At 28.6% G+C, this 20,130-nt stretch carries 18 protein-coding genes; all 18 read right to left on the reverse strand.

The features are described from left to right. Positions 1-137: 137 nt before the first annotated feature. Positions 138-992, reverse strand: coding sequence for a hypothetical protein (locus I4U89_RS05835; RefSeq protein WP_195939320.1), 855 nt, complete (start codon positions 990-992; stop codon positions 138-140). 150 nt (positions 993-1,142) lie between these two features. Further along, on the reverse strand, positions 1,143-2,066 hold the full coding sequence (gene galU, locus I4U89_RS05840) for a UTP--glucose-1-phosphate uridylyltransferase GalU (RefSeq protein WP_195939322.1): 924 nt from the start codon (positions 2,064-2,066) through the stop codon (positions 1,143-1,145). A gap of 89 nt (positions 2,067-2,155) precedes the next feature. Then, on the reverse strand, positions 2,156-3,202 hold the full coding sequence (galE, locus tag I4U89_RS05845) for a UDP-glucose 4-epimerase GalE (protein ID WP_195939324.1): 1,047 nt from the start codon (positions 3,200-3,202) through the stop codon (positions 2,156-2,158). Between the two features lie 14 nt (positions 3,203-3,216). Then, the gene (gene murJ, locus I4U89_RS05850; protein ID WP_195939326.1) at positions 3,217-4,755 is read right to left on the reverse strand and encodes a murein biosynthesis integral membrane protein MurJ; all 1,539 of its coding nucleotides are present in this window, start codon (positions 4,753-4,755) and stop codon (positions 3,217-3,219) included. Positions 4,756-4,786: 31 nt separating this feature from the next. Continuing rightward, positions 4,787-5,953 carry a nucleotide sugar dehydrogenase gene (locus tag I4U89_RS05855; RefSeq protein ID WP_195939328.1) on the reverse strand — a complete coding sequence of 389 codons (1,167 nt, stop codon included), beginning with the start codon at positions 5,951-5,953 and terminating at the stop codon, positions 4,787-4,789. Between the two features lie 10 nt (positions 5,954-5,963). After that, positions 5,964-7,010 (reverse strand): glycosyltransferase family 2 protein, encoded by a 1,047-nt coding sequence (locus tag I4U89_RS05860; RefSeq protein WP_195939330.1) that lies wholly within the window; start codon positions 7,008-7,010, stop codon positions 5,964-5,966. Continuing rightward, entirely contained in the window at positions 7,003-8,268 is a 1,266-nt protein-coding gene (locus tag I4U89_RS05865; RefSeq protein WP_195939332.1) for an O-antigen polymerase, read from the reverse strand. Before I4U89_RS05865 ends, I4U89_RS05860 begins: the two co-directional genes overlap by 8 nt. Positions 8,269-8,288: 20 nt before the next feature. Continuing rightward, positions 8,289-9,497 carry a glycosyltransferase gene (locus tag I4U89_RS05870; protein ID WP_195939334.1) on the reverse strand — a complete coding sequence of 403 codons (1,209 nt, stop codon included), beginning with the start codon at positions 9,495-9,497 and terminating at the stop codon, positions 8,289-8,291. 1 nt (position 9,498) lies between these two features. Continuing rightward, positions 9,499-10,623 carry a non-hydrolyzing UDP-N-acetylglucosamine 2-epimerase gene (gene wecB / locus I4U89_RS05875; RefSeq protein ID WP_195939336.1) on the reverse strand — a complete coding sequence of 375 codons (1,125 nt, stop codon included), beginning with the start codon at positions 10,621-10,623 and terminating at the stop codon, positions 9,499-9,501. Then, positions 10,623-11,804: a polysaccharide biosynthesis C-terminal domain-containing protein gene (locus I4U89_RS05880; protein WP_195939338.1), complete on the reverse strand. Its 1,182-nt coding sequence runs from the start codon at positions 11,802-11,804 to the stop codon at positions 10,623-10,625. Before I4U89_RS05880 ends, wecB begins: the two co-directional genes overlap by 1 nt. A gap of 34 nt (positions 11,805-11,838) precedes the next feature. Continuing rightward, positions 11,839-12,894 (reverse strand): polysaccharide biosynthesis protein, encoded by a 1,056-nt coding sequence (locus tag I4U89_RS05885; protein ID WP_195939340.1) that lies wholly within the window; start codon positions 12,892-12,894, stop codon positions 11,839-11,841. A 25-nt stretch (positions 12,895-12,919) separates the two neighbouring features. Further along, on the reverse strand, positions 12,920-14,116 hold the full coding sequence (locus tag I4U89_RS05890) for a glycosyltransferase family 4 protein (protein WP_195939342.1): 1,197 nt from the start codon (positions 14,114-14,116) through the stop codon (positions 12,920-12,922). A gap of 13 nt (positions 14,117-14,129) precedes the next feature. Beyond that, entirely contained in the window at positions 14,130-15,281 is a 1,152-nt protein-coding gene (locus I4U89_RS05895; protein WP_195939344.1) for a DegT/DnrJ/EryC1/StrS family aminotransferase, read from the reverse strand. A 12-nt stretch (positions 15,282-15,293) separates the two neighbouring features. Next, on the reverse strand, positions 15,294-15,926 hold the full coding sequence (locus I4U89_RS05900; RefSeq protein WP_195939346.1) for an acetyltransferase: 633 nt from the start codon (positions 15,924-15,926) through the stop codon (positions 15,294-15,296). An 11-nt stretch (positions 15,927-15,937) separates the two neighbouring features. Beyond that, entirely contained in the window at positions 15,938-16,546 is a 609-nt protein-coding gene (locus tag I4U89_RS05905; RefSeq protein ID WP_195939348.1) for a sugar transferase, read from the reverse strand. Further along, the gene (locus I4U89_RS05910) at positions 16,524-18,449 is read right to left on the reverse strand and encodes a polysaccharide biosynthesis protein (protein WP_195939350.1); all 1,926 of its coding nucleotides are present in this window, start codon (positions 18,447-18,449) and stop codon (positions 16,524-16,526) included. The genes I4U89_RS05905 and I4U89_RS05910 overlap by 23 nt, the downstream gene beginning before the upstream one ends. Before the next feature lie 20 nt (positions 18,450-18,469). Beyond that, positions 18,470-19,180, reverse strand: a complete 711-nt coding sequence (locus tag I4U89_RS05915; RefSeq protein WP_195939352.1) for a CpsD/CapB family tyrosine-protein kinase — start codon at positions 19,178-19,180, stop codon at positions 18,470-18,472. Between the two features lie 10 nt (positions 19,181-19,190). Then, positions 19,191-19,871: a YveK family protein gene (locus I4U89_RS05920; RefSeq protein WP_195939354.1), complete on the reverse strand. Its 681-nt coding sequence runs from the start codon at positions 19,869-19,871 to the stop codon at positions 19,191-19,193. Between the last annotated feature and the right edge of the window lie 259 nt (positions 19,872-20,130).

A 20,130-nucleotide genomic window follows, 5' to 3' on the forward strand; every position in this document is an offset into this window, starting at 1 on the left:
TATGTTCTTAGTAATACTGACATTGAATAAGCCCTTTAAATAATACATTATATATAAAATAATTTCATTATAAAACATATCTTTTGTATATATTTTAATTTATAAATTTATTATTGTCATAATTTTTAGAATTCCAATTAAGCTAGTTGATTTATAATTTTTTCCCCCATATCAATGATATTTGGTATTGAAGTGGTTATAGTTGCAATATTAGCCACACTCTCAAGTGTTAATTTAGATTTTATTGAAGTCCATGTTGATTTTATTCTACTTTTTCTTGGTGTGGAAGATTTCAAGTCTTCATTAAAATCTTCTACATATTCTAGCAATTCTTCTTTATTTTCTTTATCAAGCTTTTCTGCAATATCTTTTAATAAATATATTATTTCATCTATATCATTTTGTGTTTCACATCTTTGATTATACTGATATCCTGTTGCATGTCCTGAATTTTGTTGTAAATTATCCACTTTATCTATATTATTAGTTATATTTATACTCATTTCATTTCTCCTATCTACGATAAATTGTTGTAACCTTTCGACCATATTACCTAAGTCAAACATAGATGCTGTGACATCTCCGCCCTCCTGATATAATTCCTCTATTATATCAAAGTGTAGTGTTCTGTACTCTGGATTATAATAATTTCTAAACATTTTTCTATGATGCTTATTCTTTTCATGAGATAATCTTTGCATATTCTCTAATAAATTCATATGCACATTATTCAATCCATTATTAATTCCTTCGATAATTAGATCTATGTCATCTATTGATGTTTTAAAGAAATTAATTAAATCATATGTACTGGCTCTAAAATCAAAATCCATATACTTAAATTTACCTAATTCCTTCAATTTTTCTAAGTCTTTTTCAAACAATCTAACGGTTTTTTTCAATAAATCTTGTGTATCTATCAAATCCTTCTTAATATCATCTATACTTTGACCTCTATAGTCAGTTCCTCCTGCAAATATACTTCTTGCCATATAAATTTCCTTTCCTTAAATTTATATAATTTTAAAATCTAGTAATAACATTATAATTCTACCTATATTTTAACACATATTAGGATATATGGAAAAAGTATAAATTAATTGATCAACTAAAATTCTTATTATTGCTATACTATTTATAAATTACTCTATATCCACAGCAACTTCATCTATTAAATCTAACTCATTATCTTCTTTCTCTTTAACTTTACTTTGTAAAAATTCTATAAACTCATCTCTAAGTTCAGATCTTTTAAGAGCAAAATCAACTGTAGCTTCTAAAAATCCTAGCTTATCTCCTACATCATATCTTTTACCTTCAAAATCATAAGCATATATTGCTTCTTGAGTGGCTAATGTTTGAAGAGCATCTGTAAGTTGTATTTCTCCACCCTTACCTGGTTCTTGATTTTCAAGTATATCAAATATAGCAGGAGTAATTATATATCTTCCTAGTATTGCAATATTTGATGGCGCTTTATCAACATCTGGCTTTTCAACCATATCTTTAACTTTATATACTCTATCTTCTATATGCTTAACATCAAGTATTCCATATTTACAAGTATCTTCTTTGGCTACTTTCTGAACTCCAAGTACTGAAGTTTTGTATTCATCATAACAATCTATTAATTGCTTTAAACATGGCTTTTCATTGTCTACTATATCATCACCAAGAAGTACTGCAAATGGTTCATTGCCTATAAAGCTTTTTGCACAGTGTATAGCATGTCCTAGTCCTTTTGGTTCTTTTTGTCTTATGTAGTGGATGTTTACCATGTTTGATATGTCTTGAACCATCTTAAGCATTTCGTCTTTTCCTTTTTGAGATAGTTCTAGTTCTAATTCAATTGATCTGTCAAAGTGGTCTTCTATACTTTTTTTGCTACGACCTGTAACTATTAGTATCTCTTCTATTCCAGAGCCTATAGCTTCTTCTATTATGTATTGTAGTGTGGGTTTGTCTACTATTGGTAGCATTTCCTTTGGTTGCGATTTTGTTGCAGGTAAAAATCTAGTACCTAGTCCTGCAGCGGGTATTATAGCTTTTCTAACTGTCTTCTTCATTTTTCCTCCACTATAGATATTTTTAAATAATTAATTTACTAATAAATAAGATAGCCAAAATATATTTATAGCTATCTTATCTATCTAATTTATTCAGCTACTGAAGTTACTTCATCGATATATGCAGTAGTATAACCATCAGGATTATTACTTTGCCATCTCCAAGAATCTTCACACATTTCTTTTATACCAAACTCTGCTTTCCATCCTAGTTCTTTATTAGCATTAGAAGTACTAGCATAACACATTGCAATATCTCCAGGTCTTCTATCTACTATTTTGTATGGTATTTCCTTGCCACAAGCTTCGCTAAAAGCCTTTATTAAATCAAGTACGCTGTATCCGTTACCAGTACCTAGATTATATGTAACTAGGCCACAATTAGTATTTAACTTTTCTAATGCTTTTATATGTCCTCTTGCTAGATCTACAACATGTATGTAATCTCTAACACCTGTACCATCATGAGTATTATAATCTCCACCAAATACACTTAGCTCTTTTAATTTACCAACAGCGACTTTAGTTATGTATGGCATAAGGTTATTTGGTATACCATTTGGCTCTTCACCTATAAGTCCACTAATATGTGCACCTATAGGATTGAAGTATCTAAGAATAGCAATATTAAGACTATCATTATCCTTACAAATATCTCTTAACATATCTTCAATCATAAGCTTAGTAGCCCCATATGGATTAGTCGCACTTAAAGGAAAATTCTCAAATATAGGACAAGAATGTGGATCACCATATACAGTAGCAGAAGAACTAAATACAAAATTTTTCACATTGTATTTTCTCATTAGATTTAATATATTCAAAGTATTGCCTATATTGTTAGTATAATACTCTAATGGCTTAGCCACAGATTCCCCCACCGCCTTGTATGCAGCAAAGTGAATAATAGAATCAATATTATTTTCCTTAAATACAACCTCAAGCTCATCGCTATTAGTAGTATCTACCTTATAAAATTTAAAATCTTCATTAGTTATTTCTCTTATTCTATCTAATACTATAGGATTACTATTAGAAAAGTTATCTACTATTACTACTTCTTTTCCTTCTTCTAATAACTCTATAACAGTATGACTTCCTATATATCCAGCTCCACCTGTTACTAATACACTCATTATAATTTCCCTCGTTATATTTTAATTTTTTTATTTATCTTTTCTATTATTACATTAATTTCTTCAACTTTAAATATAATCACTAATACACCATATACTATAATCCCTATACCTATAGATCCAAACAATGCTATTGCTTCTTTTATAAATCCTAATCCTAAAAATCCACTTAATAAGTTGTATGCTAATTTAGTAATAATTCCCATTCCTATAGCGGCTATCATTGACTTAAGCATAGTCTTTATTATTCGGTCTTGTCCAAAATATGATATCTTCTTTTTAAGACTTGTAAATAGTAATAATATACATATAATAGCAGATATACTAGTTGCTAATGCAAGACCTGCATATCCTATTATTTTTACGAAAATTAAATTTAAAACTATGTTGAAACTAACAGCTAAAGCACCATTTATCATAGGTGTTTTTGTATCTTTTAGTGAATAAAATACTTTATTTAAAATCTCTCTGAGTCCAAAACCTATCATTCCAATTGAGTAACATGCTAGTGCTACTGCTGTCATATGAGTTGATTGAGAATTAAATGCACCTCTTTCAAATATAATCCTTACAACCGGTTCTGCAAGCACTATCGCTCCAACAGATATTGGTATTATGAGTAAAATTACACTATTAATACTTGTAGATACAGATTTTGCAAGTTCATCTTTGTTGTCATCATTGCTTAATTTAGCTAACATTGGATATATGACAGTTGCAATTGTAGATATAAAAAGGCCTAATACAAATCCATTTAGCCTATTTGCACTATTTAAAACTGTTATAGTACCTTCACTCAAAGTCGATGCCAAACTTCTATCTACTATAGCATTAACTTGGTTAACTGCAACTCCTATAAATACAGGTATTATAAGCCCTAACATCTTTCTTAAATATTTATCCTTAAAGTCTATGTATAGCTTGTATTTAAAACCTTTTTTTATAGCAAAAGGTAATTGTAATAAAAACTGACTTGCCATACCTAATAAGGTACCTATTGCCATCATATTTAAATTCCCTTTAGAACTAATAATTGTCCCAATTATTATACATATGTTGAACGGATATCCTATCATTCCAGGTATGCTAAACTCATTATTTATTTGTAACCATGCAGTCATCATATTACTAAGTCCTATAAATATAACACCAAAAATCATTATTCTAGTAAATTTTATAGCTAACTCTAATCTTTCTCCTGAAAAGTCCATTGCAAATAACTTTACTACAGGCTCTGTAAGAACAAATGTCACTAAAGATAATACTATTCCCAATATCATAACAGAATTAAAAATATTATTTGCAAAATTTAATGAACTATTTCTCCCATATTTATCCTCTATTTCATAGGATAATGGTATAAATGCTGTACTAATCGCAACACCTATAGATGAAAAAAGTATTGTTGGTATGCTCATTGATGTTATGTATACATCAGATATACTACTTGCTCCGTATATATATGTTAAAATTAATTCTCTTCCAAATCCAAAAAACTTAGATAACATTGTAATTATCATCAAAATTATTGTATTTTTAACCAATATGTTCATTTTTTTTCCTTCATATTTTATTTATTATTTTTTAATCTCTATTATATAAGTCTCTAGTATAAACCTTTTCTTTTACATCAATTAAATCTTCACAAAGTCTATTTGAAACTATAACATCGCAAGTTTCTTTAAACTTTGCTAAGTCTCTTATTACTTTAGAATTATAGAAAGTATCTTCTTTTAGCACAGGCTCATATACTACTGTTTCTATACCTTTAGCTTTAATTCTCTTCATTATACCTTGTACAGAAGAAGCTCTAAAGTTATCAGAATCAGTTTTCATTGTTAATCTATGTATACCTACTGTTTTAGGATTTCTTTTTATTATTTGGTCTGCTATATGATCTTTTCTAGTTGTATTAGCATCAACTATAGCAGCTATTATGTTGTTTGGTACATCAGCATAGTTTGCTCTTAATTGCTTAGTATCTTTTGGTAAACAATATCCACCATATCCAAACGAAGGGTTATTATAATGATTTCCGATTCTAGGATCTAGTCCAACACCTTCTATTATTTGCTTTGTATCAAGACCTCTAACTTCTGCATATGTATCCAGTTCATTGAAATATGCTACCCTAAGTGCCAAGTAGGTATTAGAAAATAATTTTACAGCTTCTGCTTCTGTTGAATTAGTAAATAATACTGCTATATCTTCTTTTATTGCTCCTTGTACTAATAGATCTGCAAACTTTTTGGCTCTTTCTGATTGTTCTCCCACAATTATTCTTGAAGGATATAAGTTGTCATATAGAGCCTTTCCTTCTCTTAAAAACTCTGGTGAAAATATTATATTATCAGTTTCAAACATTTTTTTTACTTTTTCTGTATATCCAACTGGAACAGTTGATTTTATTATCATTGTAGCATCTGGATTTATAGACAATACATTTGCTATTACTGCTTCAACACTTCTTGTATTAAAATAATTTTTTTCTGGATCATAGTCTGTTGGTGTAGATATTATAACGAACTCCGCATCCTTGTATGCTTTATATACATCAGTCGTTGCTATTAAATTTAATTTTTTAGTAGCTAAATACTCTTCTATCTCCTTATCTACTATTGGAGATTTTTTATCATTTATCATGTCTACTTTTTCTTGAATTATATCTGCTGCTACTACTTCATTATGTTGTGACAATAGTATAGCATTTGATAAACCAACATAACCTGTACCTGCTATTGCAACTTTCATTTTTTTCTCCTTAATTTGTATTTTTTATTGTATTTTGAATATGCTTTAATATTATTTTTAAAACATCAGAAAATTTTGTAAACATATCATTTCCTTTTATAACTCTATTATAAAGCTTCATTTTATCTATCAGACTAATTTTATGATTAAATATTCTTTGTTTTGATGCGAAGTCTAACTCTTCTAAAAATATTTCTTGATTGAATATATTTTTTTCTAAATTAATACTACTAAGTTTATTTACTAATAATTCTATTTGGTTGTAATTATATTTTTTCAATATATCAAAACTATAATTATCACTGAAAAAATCATAGAATATAGTTTCTTCTTCAGCATTTAATTTAAAACCATAATAATCTAACATACCTTTTTGTATGCTACTAATAACCTTTTTTCTTTCATTAATTTTATTTATTTTTGTTTTCTTAGTTATATTTTCATGACCAATTCGGTAATTTAATAAAGTTTCTGGAATATTAAATATACTTCCCTTTTTAGAAAACTGACTCCATAGTTCATAATCTTGAGCTACAAAGCATGAATCATTATACCTTAAGTTAAACTTTTTAAGACTGCTTCTTCTAATCATAGATGTTGAATTACATAAAGTGCACCCAAAAATTAAGCTGGCCTTTATATTTTCAGGACCTTTATTTATTCTTATTCTCTTTGATATATTCCCATTAAATACAGTATAATCAGATGTAACTATATCTATATTTCTATTTTCCTCTAAATATTTGACTTGTTTTTCAATCCTATCTTTAGCAGATATATCATCTGAGTCAAGTATTGCTAAGTAATCTCCTTTAAATATATCTAAAGCTCTATTCCTAGTATAAGGAAGTCCCATATTAACCATATTTTTAACCAGTCTAATCCTAGTATCATTATATAGGTTAATCTTATTACATGTATTATCAGTAGATCCATCATCAATTATTAATATTTCTAAATTTTCATAAGTCTGGTTTATAACGCTTTCTATACATTCACATATGTATTTCTCTGCATTATAAGCAGCTATAAATACACTAACTAAAGGTTTATTCATTTTTGTTTATTTCCTCGATTCTATTTTTATTATTTTTAGTTAAAATAATAAGCATTATAATTGTAAAACCTGTAGCTGGAAATATAAGATAGTAATTCATTACACTACTGAATATAATATTTCCAACAAAAATATACATACATAAGTATATTAGCTTATTACTTCTATCTAACATCCTTTCTATAAAACTAGCTAATATAGCTAAAAATGCTGTTCCTATAATTATTCCAATGTATCCAAAATCTAATAAAAGTGGATATATCATTGTTGCTAAAGCATTGTAATTTATTCCACCACCTATGTTTCTTGGAATAGAAGTTATTTGTGTTAAATTGTAATCAGATCCTCTATATGGGATGCCTAGTAATAATGTAATGGGTACTAGTATAATATTATATATAAACCCTAAAATACCTGTACCTGGTATGATATTAAATTTATCATTTATTAAATTCTCCTTTAATAAAGAATCTAAAAATGAAAATGATGATGTGAAGTATAATACAGTTTCTTTAATTATGCTAGTTCCATTCCATGATCTCATACTAGTTAAAAATGCTATTAAAGATATTGAAATAATTATTACTTTCTTATTTATTTTAATTCTACTTAATCCATTTATATTTTTAAATTTTATTACAATGAATGCTATAATATAATATATAAGAGATTTTACTATAAAATACCTACCACCAAATGTTATTATATTAAGTAATATATCTATTATAGCTATTATTTTTAAGTATTTTGCTTTTTTTTTAGTTATAGTATACACTATAGCTAATATTACTGTTGCCTCAAATATAGGTGTTACTAGCCATTGTGATATAGTTAATTCTATAGTTGTTGCTAATCCTTCAAAAGCATATATTCTTAAAAGCTTAAAACCTCCAGTAGATATTATTTTTAAAGAGTTAACTAGAATTCTACTAATAAATATCCATGATATAATATTTAATAAATATATATATACAAGTCTAACTTCCCCAATAATACCTTTTGCTACTTTAATTTTACTAGATTTTATACAATCATTTGATAAAATATATACAAAATTGAATGTTATTATAGCTGTCAAAGCATAAAAATTAACTGTATGACTTGTATTATACATGCCATATAATCCTAAAGTTGATATACTTCCACAAATGCACCACATTAAGCTAAACAGTATATTTGGTTTTAAAATAGTATTATATTTCATTTTTGTTAATAGTAGCACATTCATGAAAACTACTATATATAATAATATATACATTACTTACCTCTCTAATTGAATTATCTCTTGCATAATTTATTATATAATTCTATAAATTTACAGTAATTTATATTTCTGTTATATAATAATTTACTTATCTCTATACAATTTTTCTCTTTATATCTATATATATTTTGCTTTACTTTCTCTATATCTGATATTAGTGCATCATTTTTATTTTTTTGTGATACTAATCCTATATTTTTATTAATACACTCAATACTTCCGCCTGTATCAAATGTTATTACTGGTGTTCCGCACGCAAGAGCTTCTAAATTTGTGGTTGGAAAATTGTCTTCTAATGTTGGATTGACAAATACATCTGCTGCTGTATATATTTGTGCTAACTCCTTTACATTATTAGTCCTAGTTATTCCTATAATATTTTTTGGTAATTCTTTCATTTGTTTTTCATTTAAACCTACCATTACAATCTTATAATCATCACTTAATTTTTCTGCAAGCTCTATAAAATACTTAAATCCTTTTCTTTCTGTCCACACACTTGCCACACCAATCACTATAAATTTATCTTGTAAATTATATTTTTCTCTAAAGTTGCTTTCAGTAGGTTTAAATACATCTAAATCTATTCCATTATTAATAACTTCAACATTATATTTACCTAAAAAGGACTCTTTCACTAAGTTAGCAAGCCACTTAGATGGAGTAACTATAGTCATATTTTTTACAGATGTAAATAATTCTTTTTTCTTTTCATAGTTAACTTTTGATTTATCCATAACTTTACTTGATGGATATTCATTTTTTTGATTACAATTGCTACATCCATTCTTCCACTTATCACATCCTACATAATCAAAATGTGAACAATGTCCAGTAAATGCCCAACAATCATGTAAAGTCCATACTACAGGCTTATTAGCTTCTTTAAGATAATCAAAAAGTATTTCAATATTTATATAATATCCATGTATATTGTGTAAATGAATTATATCTGGGTCATATCCTTTAACTTCCTCTATAAAATTCTTAGTAGCATTAACTGATCCAAATCCATGCTTATCAAATACTCTTGTCTTAAATACATGAGCATAATTGTCCAACTTAGAACCTATCTTTATAGAGTCTATACCTTCTGGAGCATTTCCTCTTCCATAAGCAATCTTACACTCATAACTTTGCTCTTCTAACATCTTATATAAGTCGGTTACTATTCTTCCAGTACTGCCTAAACCGCAAACTGAATTAATTTGTAATATCTTCATACTACTTACCCCACACAGTCTTGTTAACTATATGAGTATAACTTTGTATTAACTTAACAACCTTCACAGATACATTTGTATCTATATAGTCATGAGGTAGCACTACTTCTTCATTATTTTCCTTCATATTCACAGCAAGCTCCATAGCTTGTTCTACATCATTACCTTTTATACCACCAATAACAACAGTTCCTTTATCAAGTACCTCCGGCCTTTCAGTAGAAGTCCTTATAAGTACTCCAGGGAAGTTTAACATTGCGCTTTCTTCTGATAATGTCCCACTATCTGAAAGCACACAATAACTATTCATTTGAAGTTGATTATAATCCATAAATCCAAATGGCTTCATACTTTGTACTAATGGATGTAACTTAAATGCTCTTTGATCTATAAACTTCTTACTTCTTGGATGAGTAGAATATATAACTGGCATTTGATATTTGTCGGCTATATTATTTATAGAACTCATTAAATCCATAAAGTTTTCTTCATTATCTATGTTTTCTTCTCTATGAGCAGAAACTAATATATATTTTCCTTTTTCAAGATTTAATCTTTCTAATACATCACTTTTTTCTATCTTGTTTATATGAGCTTGTAACACTTCTTGCATTGGAGATCCTGTAACAAATATTGTCTTACCATCTATTCCCTCAGATATTAAATATCTTCTTGAGTGTTCTGTGTATGGTAAGTTTATATCTGCTATGTGATCTACTATTTTTCTATTTATCATTTCAGATACATTCCAATCCCAACATCTATTTCCAGCTTCCATATGGAATATTGGACACTTAAGTCTCTTTGCAGATATTGCTGACATTGCTGAATTAGTATCACCAAGCACTAATAATGCATCTGGCTTTTCTTTTTCTATTACATCATAAGACTTAGATATTATATTACCCATAGTTTCACCTAAGTTTTTACCTACTGTATCTAAATAATAATCAGGTTCTCTTAGTTCTAAATCTTCAAAGAATACTTGGTTTAATGTATAATCCCAGTTTTGTCCCGTATGAACTAAAATATGATCAAAGTACTTATCACATTTTTTTATAGTTTCAGAAAGTCTTATTATCTCTGGTCTTGTCCCAACTATAGTCATTAACTTTAATTTTTTCATTATTTATTCACCTCTAAAAAATATGTGTCTGGATTTTCTGGATTGAACATTTCGTTTGACCAGAAAAGAGTTATAACTTTCTCTTGTCCTATATTTTCTATAGAATGAGTATATCCTGGTGGTATATCTAGTACTTGTGGCTTTTCACCATCTACTATATACTCTATAACTTTATCTTCATCTATTTTTCTAAATCTAATAGCAGCTTTTCCTTGTATAACTATAAATTTCTCAGTCTTAGTATGATGCCAATGATTTCCTCTAGTTATACCAGGGTATGTTTTTGACACAAACATTTGACCAAACTGTGGAGATTTAACAAGTTCAGCCAACCATCCTCTATTATCTTCTTTCTTATCTAAGTAATATGAAAAATCATCTTCTTCTAAATATGTTAAGTATGTTGAGTATAATGCTTTATTAAATCCATCACTTAAATCAGGTATTAATAAGCTCTTTCTCATATTTCTAAACATTTTTAAACTATCAACTATATTTCCTAGTGTTCTTTTATATACTGTAGTTACTTCATAGTAATACCTATCTATTTGTAAGCTGCTAGCTCCAGTAGTAGTTATAGCTACTTCTTCATCTATATTCTTAAGGCTTATTATATTTTCTTCTTCTATGCAATCTATTATAGATGCTACTACATCATCTATATATACTAGATTTAATTCTATAGCTGGATCATTTACCCATACATCTAAGTCATGAGCTATGTTATAGCAAAATGTAGATACTGCTGAGTTGTAGTTTGGTCTACACCATTTTCCAAATAAATTTGGTAGTCTAAATATATACACTTTAGCATCACATTCATCACTATATTTTACTAAAGCTTCTTCTGATTGCTTTTTACTTTTTCCATAATCATTATCAAGCACCGCATGAGTTGATGATGTTATAAGTATTGGTGTATTTTTTTTATTTTCTTTTAAGTATCTAACTATTTTTTCAGTCAATCCTCCATTGCCTTCATAAAGCTCTGAAATTTCTTTTGGTCTATTAACTCCTGCTAAGTGAACTATAAATTCAGCACTAAATACTGCTTCTTTCAATTCTTCTTCTGTATTTTCTCTATCTATAGTAAGTACTTCATACTTTTTAGCTTCATTTAAAGCTACTACTGTATTTTTTCCTACAAATCCATTCGATCCTGTTACTAATATTTTCTTCATATTATCATTTCCCCATTATTAAAATTATTTTATACTATCTACTTGTGGCTACTTCTTTAAGTCTTCTTTCTTCTTCAAAGATTGTTAATTCCTCTTGTATATATTCTAATTTTAGTAATAGTTCTTTCATTCCTTCCACATCTAGCCTAGTAGTATTATGTGAATGGTAATCATCTAAAGCTGATGTTTGATGTTTTCCATCACTGAAATAATTATCATAATTTAAATCTCTATTATCAGCACATATTCTGTAATAGTCCCCACAGTCTTCTGATTTGGCTAACTCTTCTCTAGTTGCTAGAGTTTCATATAACTTTTCACCATGTCTAGTTCCTATTGTTTTTATTCCTGTATCGTCACTACCAAATAGCTCTATCATAGCTTGTGCTAAACATTCTATTGTTGCAGCAGGAGCCTTTTGTATAAATAAATCTCCTTGGTTGGCATTTTCAAAAGCAAATAATACTAGTTCAACTGCATCTGGTAGACTCATCATAAATCTTGTCATGTTAGGATCTGTTACTGTTATATCTTCTCCTCTTTTCATCTGTTCAATAAATAGTGGTATAACTGATCCTCTTGATGCCATTACATTTCCGTATCTTGTTACACTTATTAATGTATCTTCTGGATCTACTTGTCTAGCTTTTGCTATTGCAACTTTTTCCATCATTGCTTTTGATATTCCCATTGCATTTATTGGATATGCTGCTTTATCAGTACTTAAGCATACAACTCGTTTAACTTTATTATGTACACATGCATTTAATACATTTTCTGTTCCGATTACATTTGTTTGTACTGCTTGCATTGGGTAGAACTCACAAGAAGGAACTTGCTTTAATGCAGCTGCATGAAATACATAGTCAACACCTTTAAGTGCATAGTCTATACTATTATAGTCTCTCACATCTCCTATATAGAATTTTAACTTATCATTTCTATAAGTTCTTCTCATATCTTCTTGTTTTTTTTCATCTCTACTGAATATTCTTATTTCTTTTATATCTGTATTTAAGAATCTATCTAATACTGCATTACCAAATGATCCTGTACCACCTGTTATTAAAAGTACTTTATCTTTAAACATAACTTTTTCTCCTTAGTAATTTAGGTTAAAAGTGATTCATTATTATCTCATATGAACTATCTGATGTATAATTTTCTTCTAAATATTTTCTTCCATTTAATCCCATATTTTCCGATAATTCTTTATCATCACATAAAATATCTATATTTTTATAAAAATCATCTAAACATCCACTTTTGCTCCATAGTCCCGATTGACTTCCTTCTAAAATTTCATCCAAGTCAGTATTTGAATCTGTTGCTGCTATTATAGGCATTCCAAATTCCATATATGTTAATATTCTTGATGGTATATTCGGTATGGTAAACCTACTATCCAAAAAAACTAAACCTATATCGCATGCTTTTACAACATTATCGTAGTCTTCTTTGGGCATATATGAATATATTGATGTATTTATTATATTGTTCTCTTTTATATAGTTAGCTAATTTATCATAATCAGTCCCTGACCCTACTATTAAAAAGAAAGTATTCCCTCTCTTTTCATTTTCTTTGATACAATCTATAATGAAATCTATACCTTGAGGTTTTCCTAAGTTACCTCCGTAAACTAAAACAATTTTATCTTTAGGTATGTTGTATTTATCTCGTATTTTATTTATGTATTCTTTATTTAATTTGTCTAATTTTAAAGGTGTTATTGTGTTTGGTAATATTTCAACTTTATCTTTTGATATAAATTCATTATGTTTTAATAAGAAATCTACATTACCTCGTGACATACATCCTATATAATCCGATGTATTATACAAACTAATCTCCTTTTTTCTAAAGAATTTATATAATAATCCATCTTTTTTCATCATTTCTATATCTACTGCATTTTGAGGAAATATATCTTTTAACATCAAATATGTTTTTGCTCCATCTCTTTTCTTTACATGATTTACTACATTAGAAAATGTTATTGGTGGAGTAGAATAAACAATTAAATCAAATTTAACATCATATAAATATTTATCTATAGCCTTGATAAATTGTTTTTCTAACATTAATGTGGATATACCTTTTTCTATTTTATTAACTTTTTGAATATTGCCTGTCTTTACTTTTAAAACATTTAAACCATTTACCTTATTTAAGCTAGTCTCTTGATTATTTTTTCTCTCTACTGGAGTTACTACATATACTTCATTTCCTCTAACTCTCATTTCTTGCATTAAATCTGTATATATCCCTCTAGATTCTGAAAATGCTAGAGTTAAAAATAATATATTCAAAGAAAACACCTCATTAAACTAATTCTTTCACTATAAATTTACTTTTAATAATATCTATAATATTATTGAATTCTTCTATAGAATTTTTAGTGTCGCTAGGCAGACATATCCCTCTATTAAATAAATCCTCAGATACACTACCTTCCTCTAACGAACTAAAGAACTTATAATCCCTAAACACATGTTGCATATGCATTGGCTTCCATACTGGTCTACTCTCTATATTTTCCTTCTCTAATGCAACCATAATATCAACTGGTTTAACCTTAGAACCTTCCTTTATAGTAGCTACAGATAACCAATAATTCGGATAACCAAAATCACATATATTCATCATCTCAATTTCATCTATATCCTTAAATCCTTCTTTATAAGTATTAAATATCTCTTCTTTCTTATAAACTCTATCATCTAATACCTTAAGTTGACCTCTACCAATGCCTGCAACAACATTACTCATTCTGTAGTTATATCCAATTTCCTTATGCTCATAATGTCTTTCAGCTTCTCTTGATTGAGTAGCCCAGAAAAGTGCTTTTTTAGTATACTCGTAATTATTAGATACCATCATGCCACCACCAGATGTAGTGATTATCTTATTACCGTTAAATGAATATATACCTATATCTCCTATAGTTCCACTATGTCTATTTTTATAAGTTGCACCTAATGACTCTGCTGCATCTTCAACTATAGGTACATTGTATTTATCACATATAGCTTTTAACTTATCATAATCAGCACTTTGACCATATAGATTAACTACTATAACTGCCTTTGGTATCTTATTATTTTTTTCTGCATCATCAAATGCCTTTTGTAATGCTATTGCACACATATTCCAAGTTTCATAGTCTGAATCTATAAATACAGGTTCTGCTCCTTGATATATTATAGGATTAGCAGTTGCTGCAAATGTTAGTGTTGAACAAAATACTATATCGCCTTCCCCTACTTCTAGACACTTAAGCGCTAGATGTATTGCACTAGTTCCACTTACAAGTGCACATGCTGATTCAGCTTTTGTATATTGACATATTTCTTTTTCAAAGTTCATTACATTTTGCCCAAGTGGTGCTACCCAGTTAGTATCAAATGCTTCATTTACATATTTTAATTCTCCTCCCCCCATATGAGGCGATGCAAGGTATATTCTTTTATTCATAATCTTAATCCCCTATATATCTTTTATTTTTTTAGCTGGACTTCCTACAGCCATAACACCAAACTGTATATCCGTTATAACAGTTGAGCCTGCTCCTATAATAGTATTTGCTCCTATTTTCTTAGATGGCACAACTGTAGAGTTAGCTCCTATATGAGCTGATTCTCCTACAAAAACACCTCCACAAAGAGTTGTTCCTGGTGATATGTGAACAAAATCTCCTATTATATTGTCGTGTTCTACTATTGCTCCACTGTTTATTATTACGTGTTTTCCTATATATGTATTTGAATTTATAATTGCTCTCGGCATAACTACAGTTCCACTTTTTATGTTCACATGGCTTCCTATTATTGCACTTGGATGTATTGCTGTAAAATATTTTAAATGGTTATATTTTCTATATATTTCTTTTCTAATATTATTACTACCTATCCCTATTATAAATTCAGTATCTTTTCTATTATATAGATTCTCTGTTCTTATTTTTCCTAGTATTTCATACCCTCTAAATTTTGTTATATCATTTCTATCATCTAGTATTCCTAATATCTGTACCTGGCTTCCATTTTCTTTCATGCATTCTATAATATCTATTACTACAGATGCATGACCTCCTGCTCCTATTACTATGATATTTTTCATTTTGATACCTCTTAGTTATTTCCATTAAATTTTTCCATAGTAACATGACCTTCTTGGCTTATTCCATCTCTTTTCACTACTTTTCCTACTGTCATAAACAGTATTTTTATATCTAGAAGTAAGCTATAGCTATCTACATAGTCTACATCCATTTTAAATCTATCATCCCATGCTACTGTATTTCTTCCGTTTATCTGAGCCCATCCAGTTATTCCTGGTCTCACTTCATGTCTTCTAAATTGTTCTTCTGAATATAATTCTTTATATTCTACAAGCAATGGTCTCGGTCCAACTAAGCTCATATCTCCTTTTAATACATTTACAAGTTCTGGTAATTCATCTATACTAGTACTTCTAAGTAACTTTCCAAATGGAGTTAGTCTTTCTTCGTCTGGAAGTGGCTCTCCCCATTTATCATTTGTATCTAGCATAGTTCTAAATTTTATCATTCTAAATATCTTTCCATCTTTTCCTACTCTATCTTGAGTGAAAAATATTGGTGATCCTAATTTTATTCTTATTAGTATTGCTGTTATTATTAACATAGGCGAAAGTATTATAAGTCCTAATCCTGAGCAAACTATATCTGTTATTCTTTTAATTAGTAATTGCAACTTCATCTACTTTCTCCTTTCTATTAGCTTCTTCCGGTCTTATATAAGTACTAACAAATTCTCTCATAAGATTATCAATAAGCTCAACTTTCTCATTATCGACAACCTTCTTTAACATCTCAAGGTGCATATCAACCTTTTGTAAGTCAACTTCCACTTGCTTTCCTATAAATATCTTCTTGTTTTCTGTCTTAGCAAGTCCTTCTTCACTCATAAGTAGCTCTTCATATAGCTTCTCACCAGGTCTAAGCCCAGAGTACTCAATCTTAATATCAACATCTGGCTCAAATCCACTAAGACGTATAAGATTTTTCGCAAGATCCACAATTCTCACAGGATCTCCCATATCTAGTACAAATATCTCTCCACCTTTAGCCATTGCACCAGCTTGTATCACTAGTTGCACTGCTTCTGGTATTGTCATAAAGTATCTAATTATATCTGGGTGTGTTACTGTTATTGGTCCACCCTCGGCTATTTGTTTTTTAAATAATGGTATTACACTTCCATTGCTGCCTAGTACATTACCAAAACGTACTGCTACAAACTCTGTTTCACTTTTTTCATTCATTGTTTGTATTATCATTTCCGCAGCTCTTTTTGTTGCACCCATTATATTAGTTGGGTTTACTGCTTTATCTGTTGATATTAGCACCATTCTTTTGGCTTTATATTTATGAGCTAGTTCTGCTACATTTTTTGTCCCAAATATATTATTTTTTATAGCTTCACTAGGACTTTTTTCCATTAGTGGCACATGTTTATGCGCTGCCGCATGAAATACTACTTCTGGTCTATACTCATTAAATATTTCATCCATTCTAACAGTTTCTCTTATTGATGCTATTATTGTACTTAAGTTTAATTTTTCTTGTCCATATAATCTTATTAGTTCCTGTTGTATTGCATATGCATTATTTTCGTAGTTATCTAGTATTATTAGGTGCTTTGGAGAAAAACTTGCAATTTGTCTACAAAGTTCACTTCCTATACTTCCTCCTCCACCTGTTACTAGTACTACTTTATCTTGTATGTAATCACTCATTTCTCCTAGGTTTACTTTTATTGGCTCTCTTCCTAGTAAGTCTTCTATAGCTACATCTCTTATTTTTTTGATATCTACTTTCCCATCTATTATTTCATATATTCCTGGTATTGTTTTTAGTTTACATTTTGTATTTTTGCATATTTCTATGATTTCTTTTTTTCTTTCATTTGATACGCTAGCCATTGCTAATATTATTTCATCTACTTCATATTTTTTCACTATTTCTTCTATATTTATTGTTTGACCTAGAATACGTACATTATGTATTGTTCTTCCTACTTTATTTATATCATCATCTATAATTCCAATTGGACATTTGTTAAGTTGAGGATTTTCTTTTAACTCATTTATTATTATTTCTCCAGCACTTCCTCCACCTACTACTAGTACTTTAGTGCTTCCTTGCATTGACTTTGTTCTGATTTTTAATCTTCTTCCTGTTCTATATACTAGTCTTAGCCCTCCTGTGAAAGCTATTATTAATATTGTATTTACTATATAGAATAGTAAATTATAATTTTCCCCCAATATATTTAATGTTAGGTAAAGTGGTATTATATAAAATACACATGCTGTTAATACTGATAGCATTTCTTCTTCACCTGCATATCTCCATAGGCTTGTATAGCATTTGCATTTTAAAAATGATATCGTATTATATATTATGTATATGGACATAGGTAGTATAAGGTTATCTACATTAGTTATATTTTTTACGTTTGTTAAATTCATAGATATTATTGTAGCTATTATTATACTTCCTACATCTCCTAGCCATAATATTAGTTGCCTTACCTTATATGTATTTAGTACTTTACCTAATAAGCTTAATTCTTGAAGATTTATACCTTTGACCTCCATAATACAATCCCCCCATTGTACTAAATTCCTATCATTTTCCTTAATTTATTTCTTCTACTACTCATTCCCTCATCTTGAGTATAATAATAGCTATATTCAGACCTTTCAGTTTCAAACTTATTAAGTACACACCCCAATATATTTACCCCTAATTTTTCTAATATTTCCTTAGACACCTTAACTTCTTCTACATCGCACTCTTTTGCACCTACCACAAAAACACACCCATCACTATAACTAGATATGATACCTGCGTCTGTCACTACCCCTATTGGTGGTGCATCTATAAATATATAATCATAATACTCTCTAAGTTCTTCCACTAATTCTTTCATTCTTTTAGATGCCAACATCTCAGATGGATTTGGTGGCACGGCTCCACATGTTAATACATGAAGATTTTTTACATCTGTTATATGTACACATTCTCCAAAAGATTTATTTCCTAGTAATAAATCTGTAAGTCCATGTATATTACTAATATTAACCATTCTATGCACACTTGGGTTTCTTAAGTCTCCTTCTAGTAATAATACTTTTTTATCAAGGTTTGCAAAGCTTACCCCTATATTTGATATTACTGTACTTTTTCCTTCATTTTGCTTACTACTTGTAACTGTTATAACTTTTATTTCTTTATCTATATTTGCAAATTCTATGCTCGTTCTTATTCCCCTATAGGCTTCTGCTATAGGGGATTTTGGATTATTTATACTTATTATTTTATTCATATATGTCCCCCTACTTTACACTACCTTCATTTGGTATTACTCCTAGTATTGGTAAGTCTAGGTGTTTTTCTATATCTTGTGGTGTTTTTATTTTGTTGTCTAAGTATTCTTTTAAGAACACGACAAATAGCCCTATCATAAGTCCTAATACTGCTGCTATTGCTACGTTCATAACTTTATTTGGCTTTATAGGATTTTCTGGTATTATTGCTTTATCTATTACTTCTACGCTATTTGCATTTGTTATTCTTTTAGCTTCTTTTGTAAATACTTTTGGAATTTCATTTGCTATATCTCTTGCTTTTTTGGGATTTTGGTCTTCTACACTTATATCTATGATTTGAGTGTCTTTTACTGGAGATACTACGATTTGCTCTACTAGTTCTTCATATGTTTTATCTATGTCTAGCTTTTTTATTACTGGTTCTATTACTGCTCTTGATTTTATTATTTCTCCATATGTTACTGCTAATTTTTGTGTTACTGTAAATTGATCTCCTGTTAATATGTTTGTTTCTTCATTTTGTTCTGTGTTTACTATTAATGTAGAGTTTGCTTGGTATACTGGTTTTAGCACAAAAAAACTTAGCACCCCACTTATTATAGCTGCTAATACTGTTAATAATGCAATTATCCAAAACCTCTTTTTTATTATTGAAAAATACTCTTTTAGGTCAATTGTTTCTTCCATCTCTCTCCTCCATACCCCTTTAGTTTTGCATTTTATTATTTACAAAAAAAATATAGCATTTATATATTTATTTGTATATAGATTCGATAAAACAAGTCTTGATTCGATAAAAGTGTTTTTATTATGATTTTTGTCTTATTTTTTCGACGGTTTTTATTTTTTTTTGCAATTTAGAAATATATTTTAGTATTTAACAATTAAACTATTTTATTTTCATTTTTATTTAATATTTTTTAATGATTTTATTACATTTTTAAAC

The organism is Romboutsia sp. 1001713B170131_170501_G6 (genome assembly GCF_015668195.1).
Taxonomy (GTDB): domain Bacteria; phylum Bacillota; class Clostridia; order Peptostreptococcales; family Peptostreptococcaceae; genus Romboutsia_C.

Bases quoted from the DNA above. Each gene is read 5' to 3' on its own strand.
- I4U89_RS05835 (WP_195939320.1), bottom strand. From the start codon at position 992: ATGGCAAGAAGTATATTTGCAGGAGGAACTGACTATAGAGGTCAAAGT.
- galU (WP_195939322.1), bottom strand. From the start codon at position 2,066: ATGAAGAAGACAGTTAGAAAAGCTATAATACCCGCTGCAGGACTAGGT.
- galE (WP_195939324.1), bottom strand. From the start codon at position 3,202: ATGAGTGTATTAGTAACAGGTGGAGCTGGATATATAGGAAGTCATACT.
- murJ (WP_195939326.1), bottom strand. From the start codon at position 4,755: ATGAACATATTGGTTAAAAATACAATAATTTTGATGATAATTACAATG.
- I4U89_RS05855 (WP_195939328.1), bottom strand. From the start codon at position 5,953: ATGAAAGTTGCAATAGCAGGTACAGGTTATGTTGGTTTATCAAATGCT.
- I4U89_RS05860 (WP_195939330.1), bottom strand. From the start codon at position 7,010: ATGAATAAACCTTTAGTTAGTGTATTTATAGCTGCTTATAATGCAGAG.
- I4U89_RS05865 (WP_195939332.1), bottom strand. From the start codon at position 8,268: ATGTATATATTATTATATATAGTAGTTTTCATGAATGTGCTACTATTA.
- I4U89_RS05870 (WP_195939334.1), bottom strand. From the start codon at position 9,497: ATGAAGATATTACAAATTAATTCAGTTTGCGGTTTAGGCAGTACTGGA.
- wecB (WP_195939336.1), bottom strand. From the start codon at position 10,623: ATGAAAAAATTAAAGTTAATGACTATAGTTGGGACAAGACCAGAGATA.
- I4U89_RS05880 (WP_195939338.1), bottom strand. From the start codon at position 11,804: ATGAAGAAAATATTAGTAACAGGATCGAATGGATTTGTAGGAAAAAAT.
- I4U89_RS05885 (WP_195939340.1), bottom strand. From the start codon at position 12,894: ATGTTTAAAGATAAAGTACTTTTAATAACAGGTGGTACAGGATCATTT.
- I4U89_RS05895 (WP_195939344.1), bottom strand. From the start codon at position 15,281: ATGAATAAAAGAATATACCTTGCATCGCCTCATATGGGGGGAGGAGAA.
- I4U89_RS05900 (WP_195939346.1), bottom strand. From the start codon at position 15,926: ATGAAAAATATCATAGTAATAGGAGCAGGAGGTCATGCATCTGTAGTA.
- I4U89_RS05905 (WP_195939348.1), bottom strand. From the start codon at position 16,546: ATGAAGTTGCAATTACTAATTAAAAGAATAACAGATATAGTTTGCTCA.
- I4U89_RS05910 (WP_195939350.1), bottom strand. From the start codon at position 18,449: ATGGAGGTCAAAGGTATAAATCTTCAAGAATTAAGCTTATTAGGTAAA.
- I4U89_RS05915 (WP_195939352.1), bottom strand. From the start codon at position 19,180: ATGAATAAAATAATAAGTATAAATAATCCAAAATCCCCTATAGCAGAA.
- I4U89_RS05920 (WP_195939354.1), bottom strand. From the start codon at position 19,871: ATGGAAGAAACAATTGACCTAAAAGAGTATTTTTCAATAATAAAAAAG.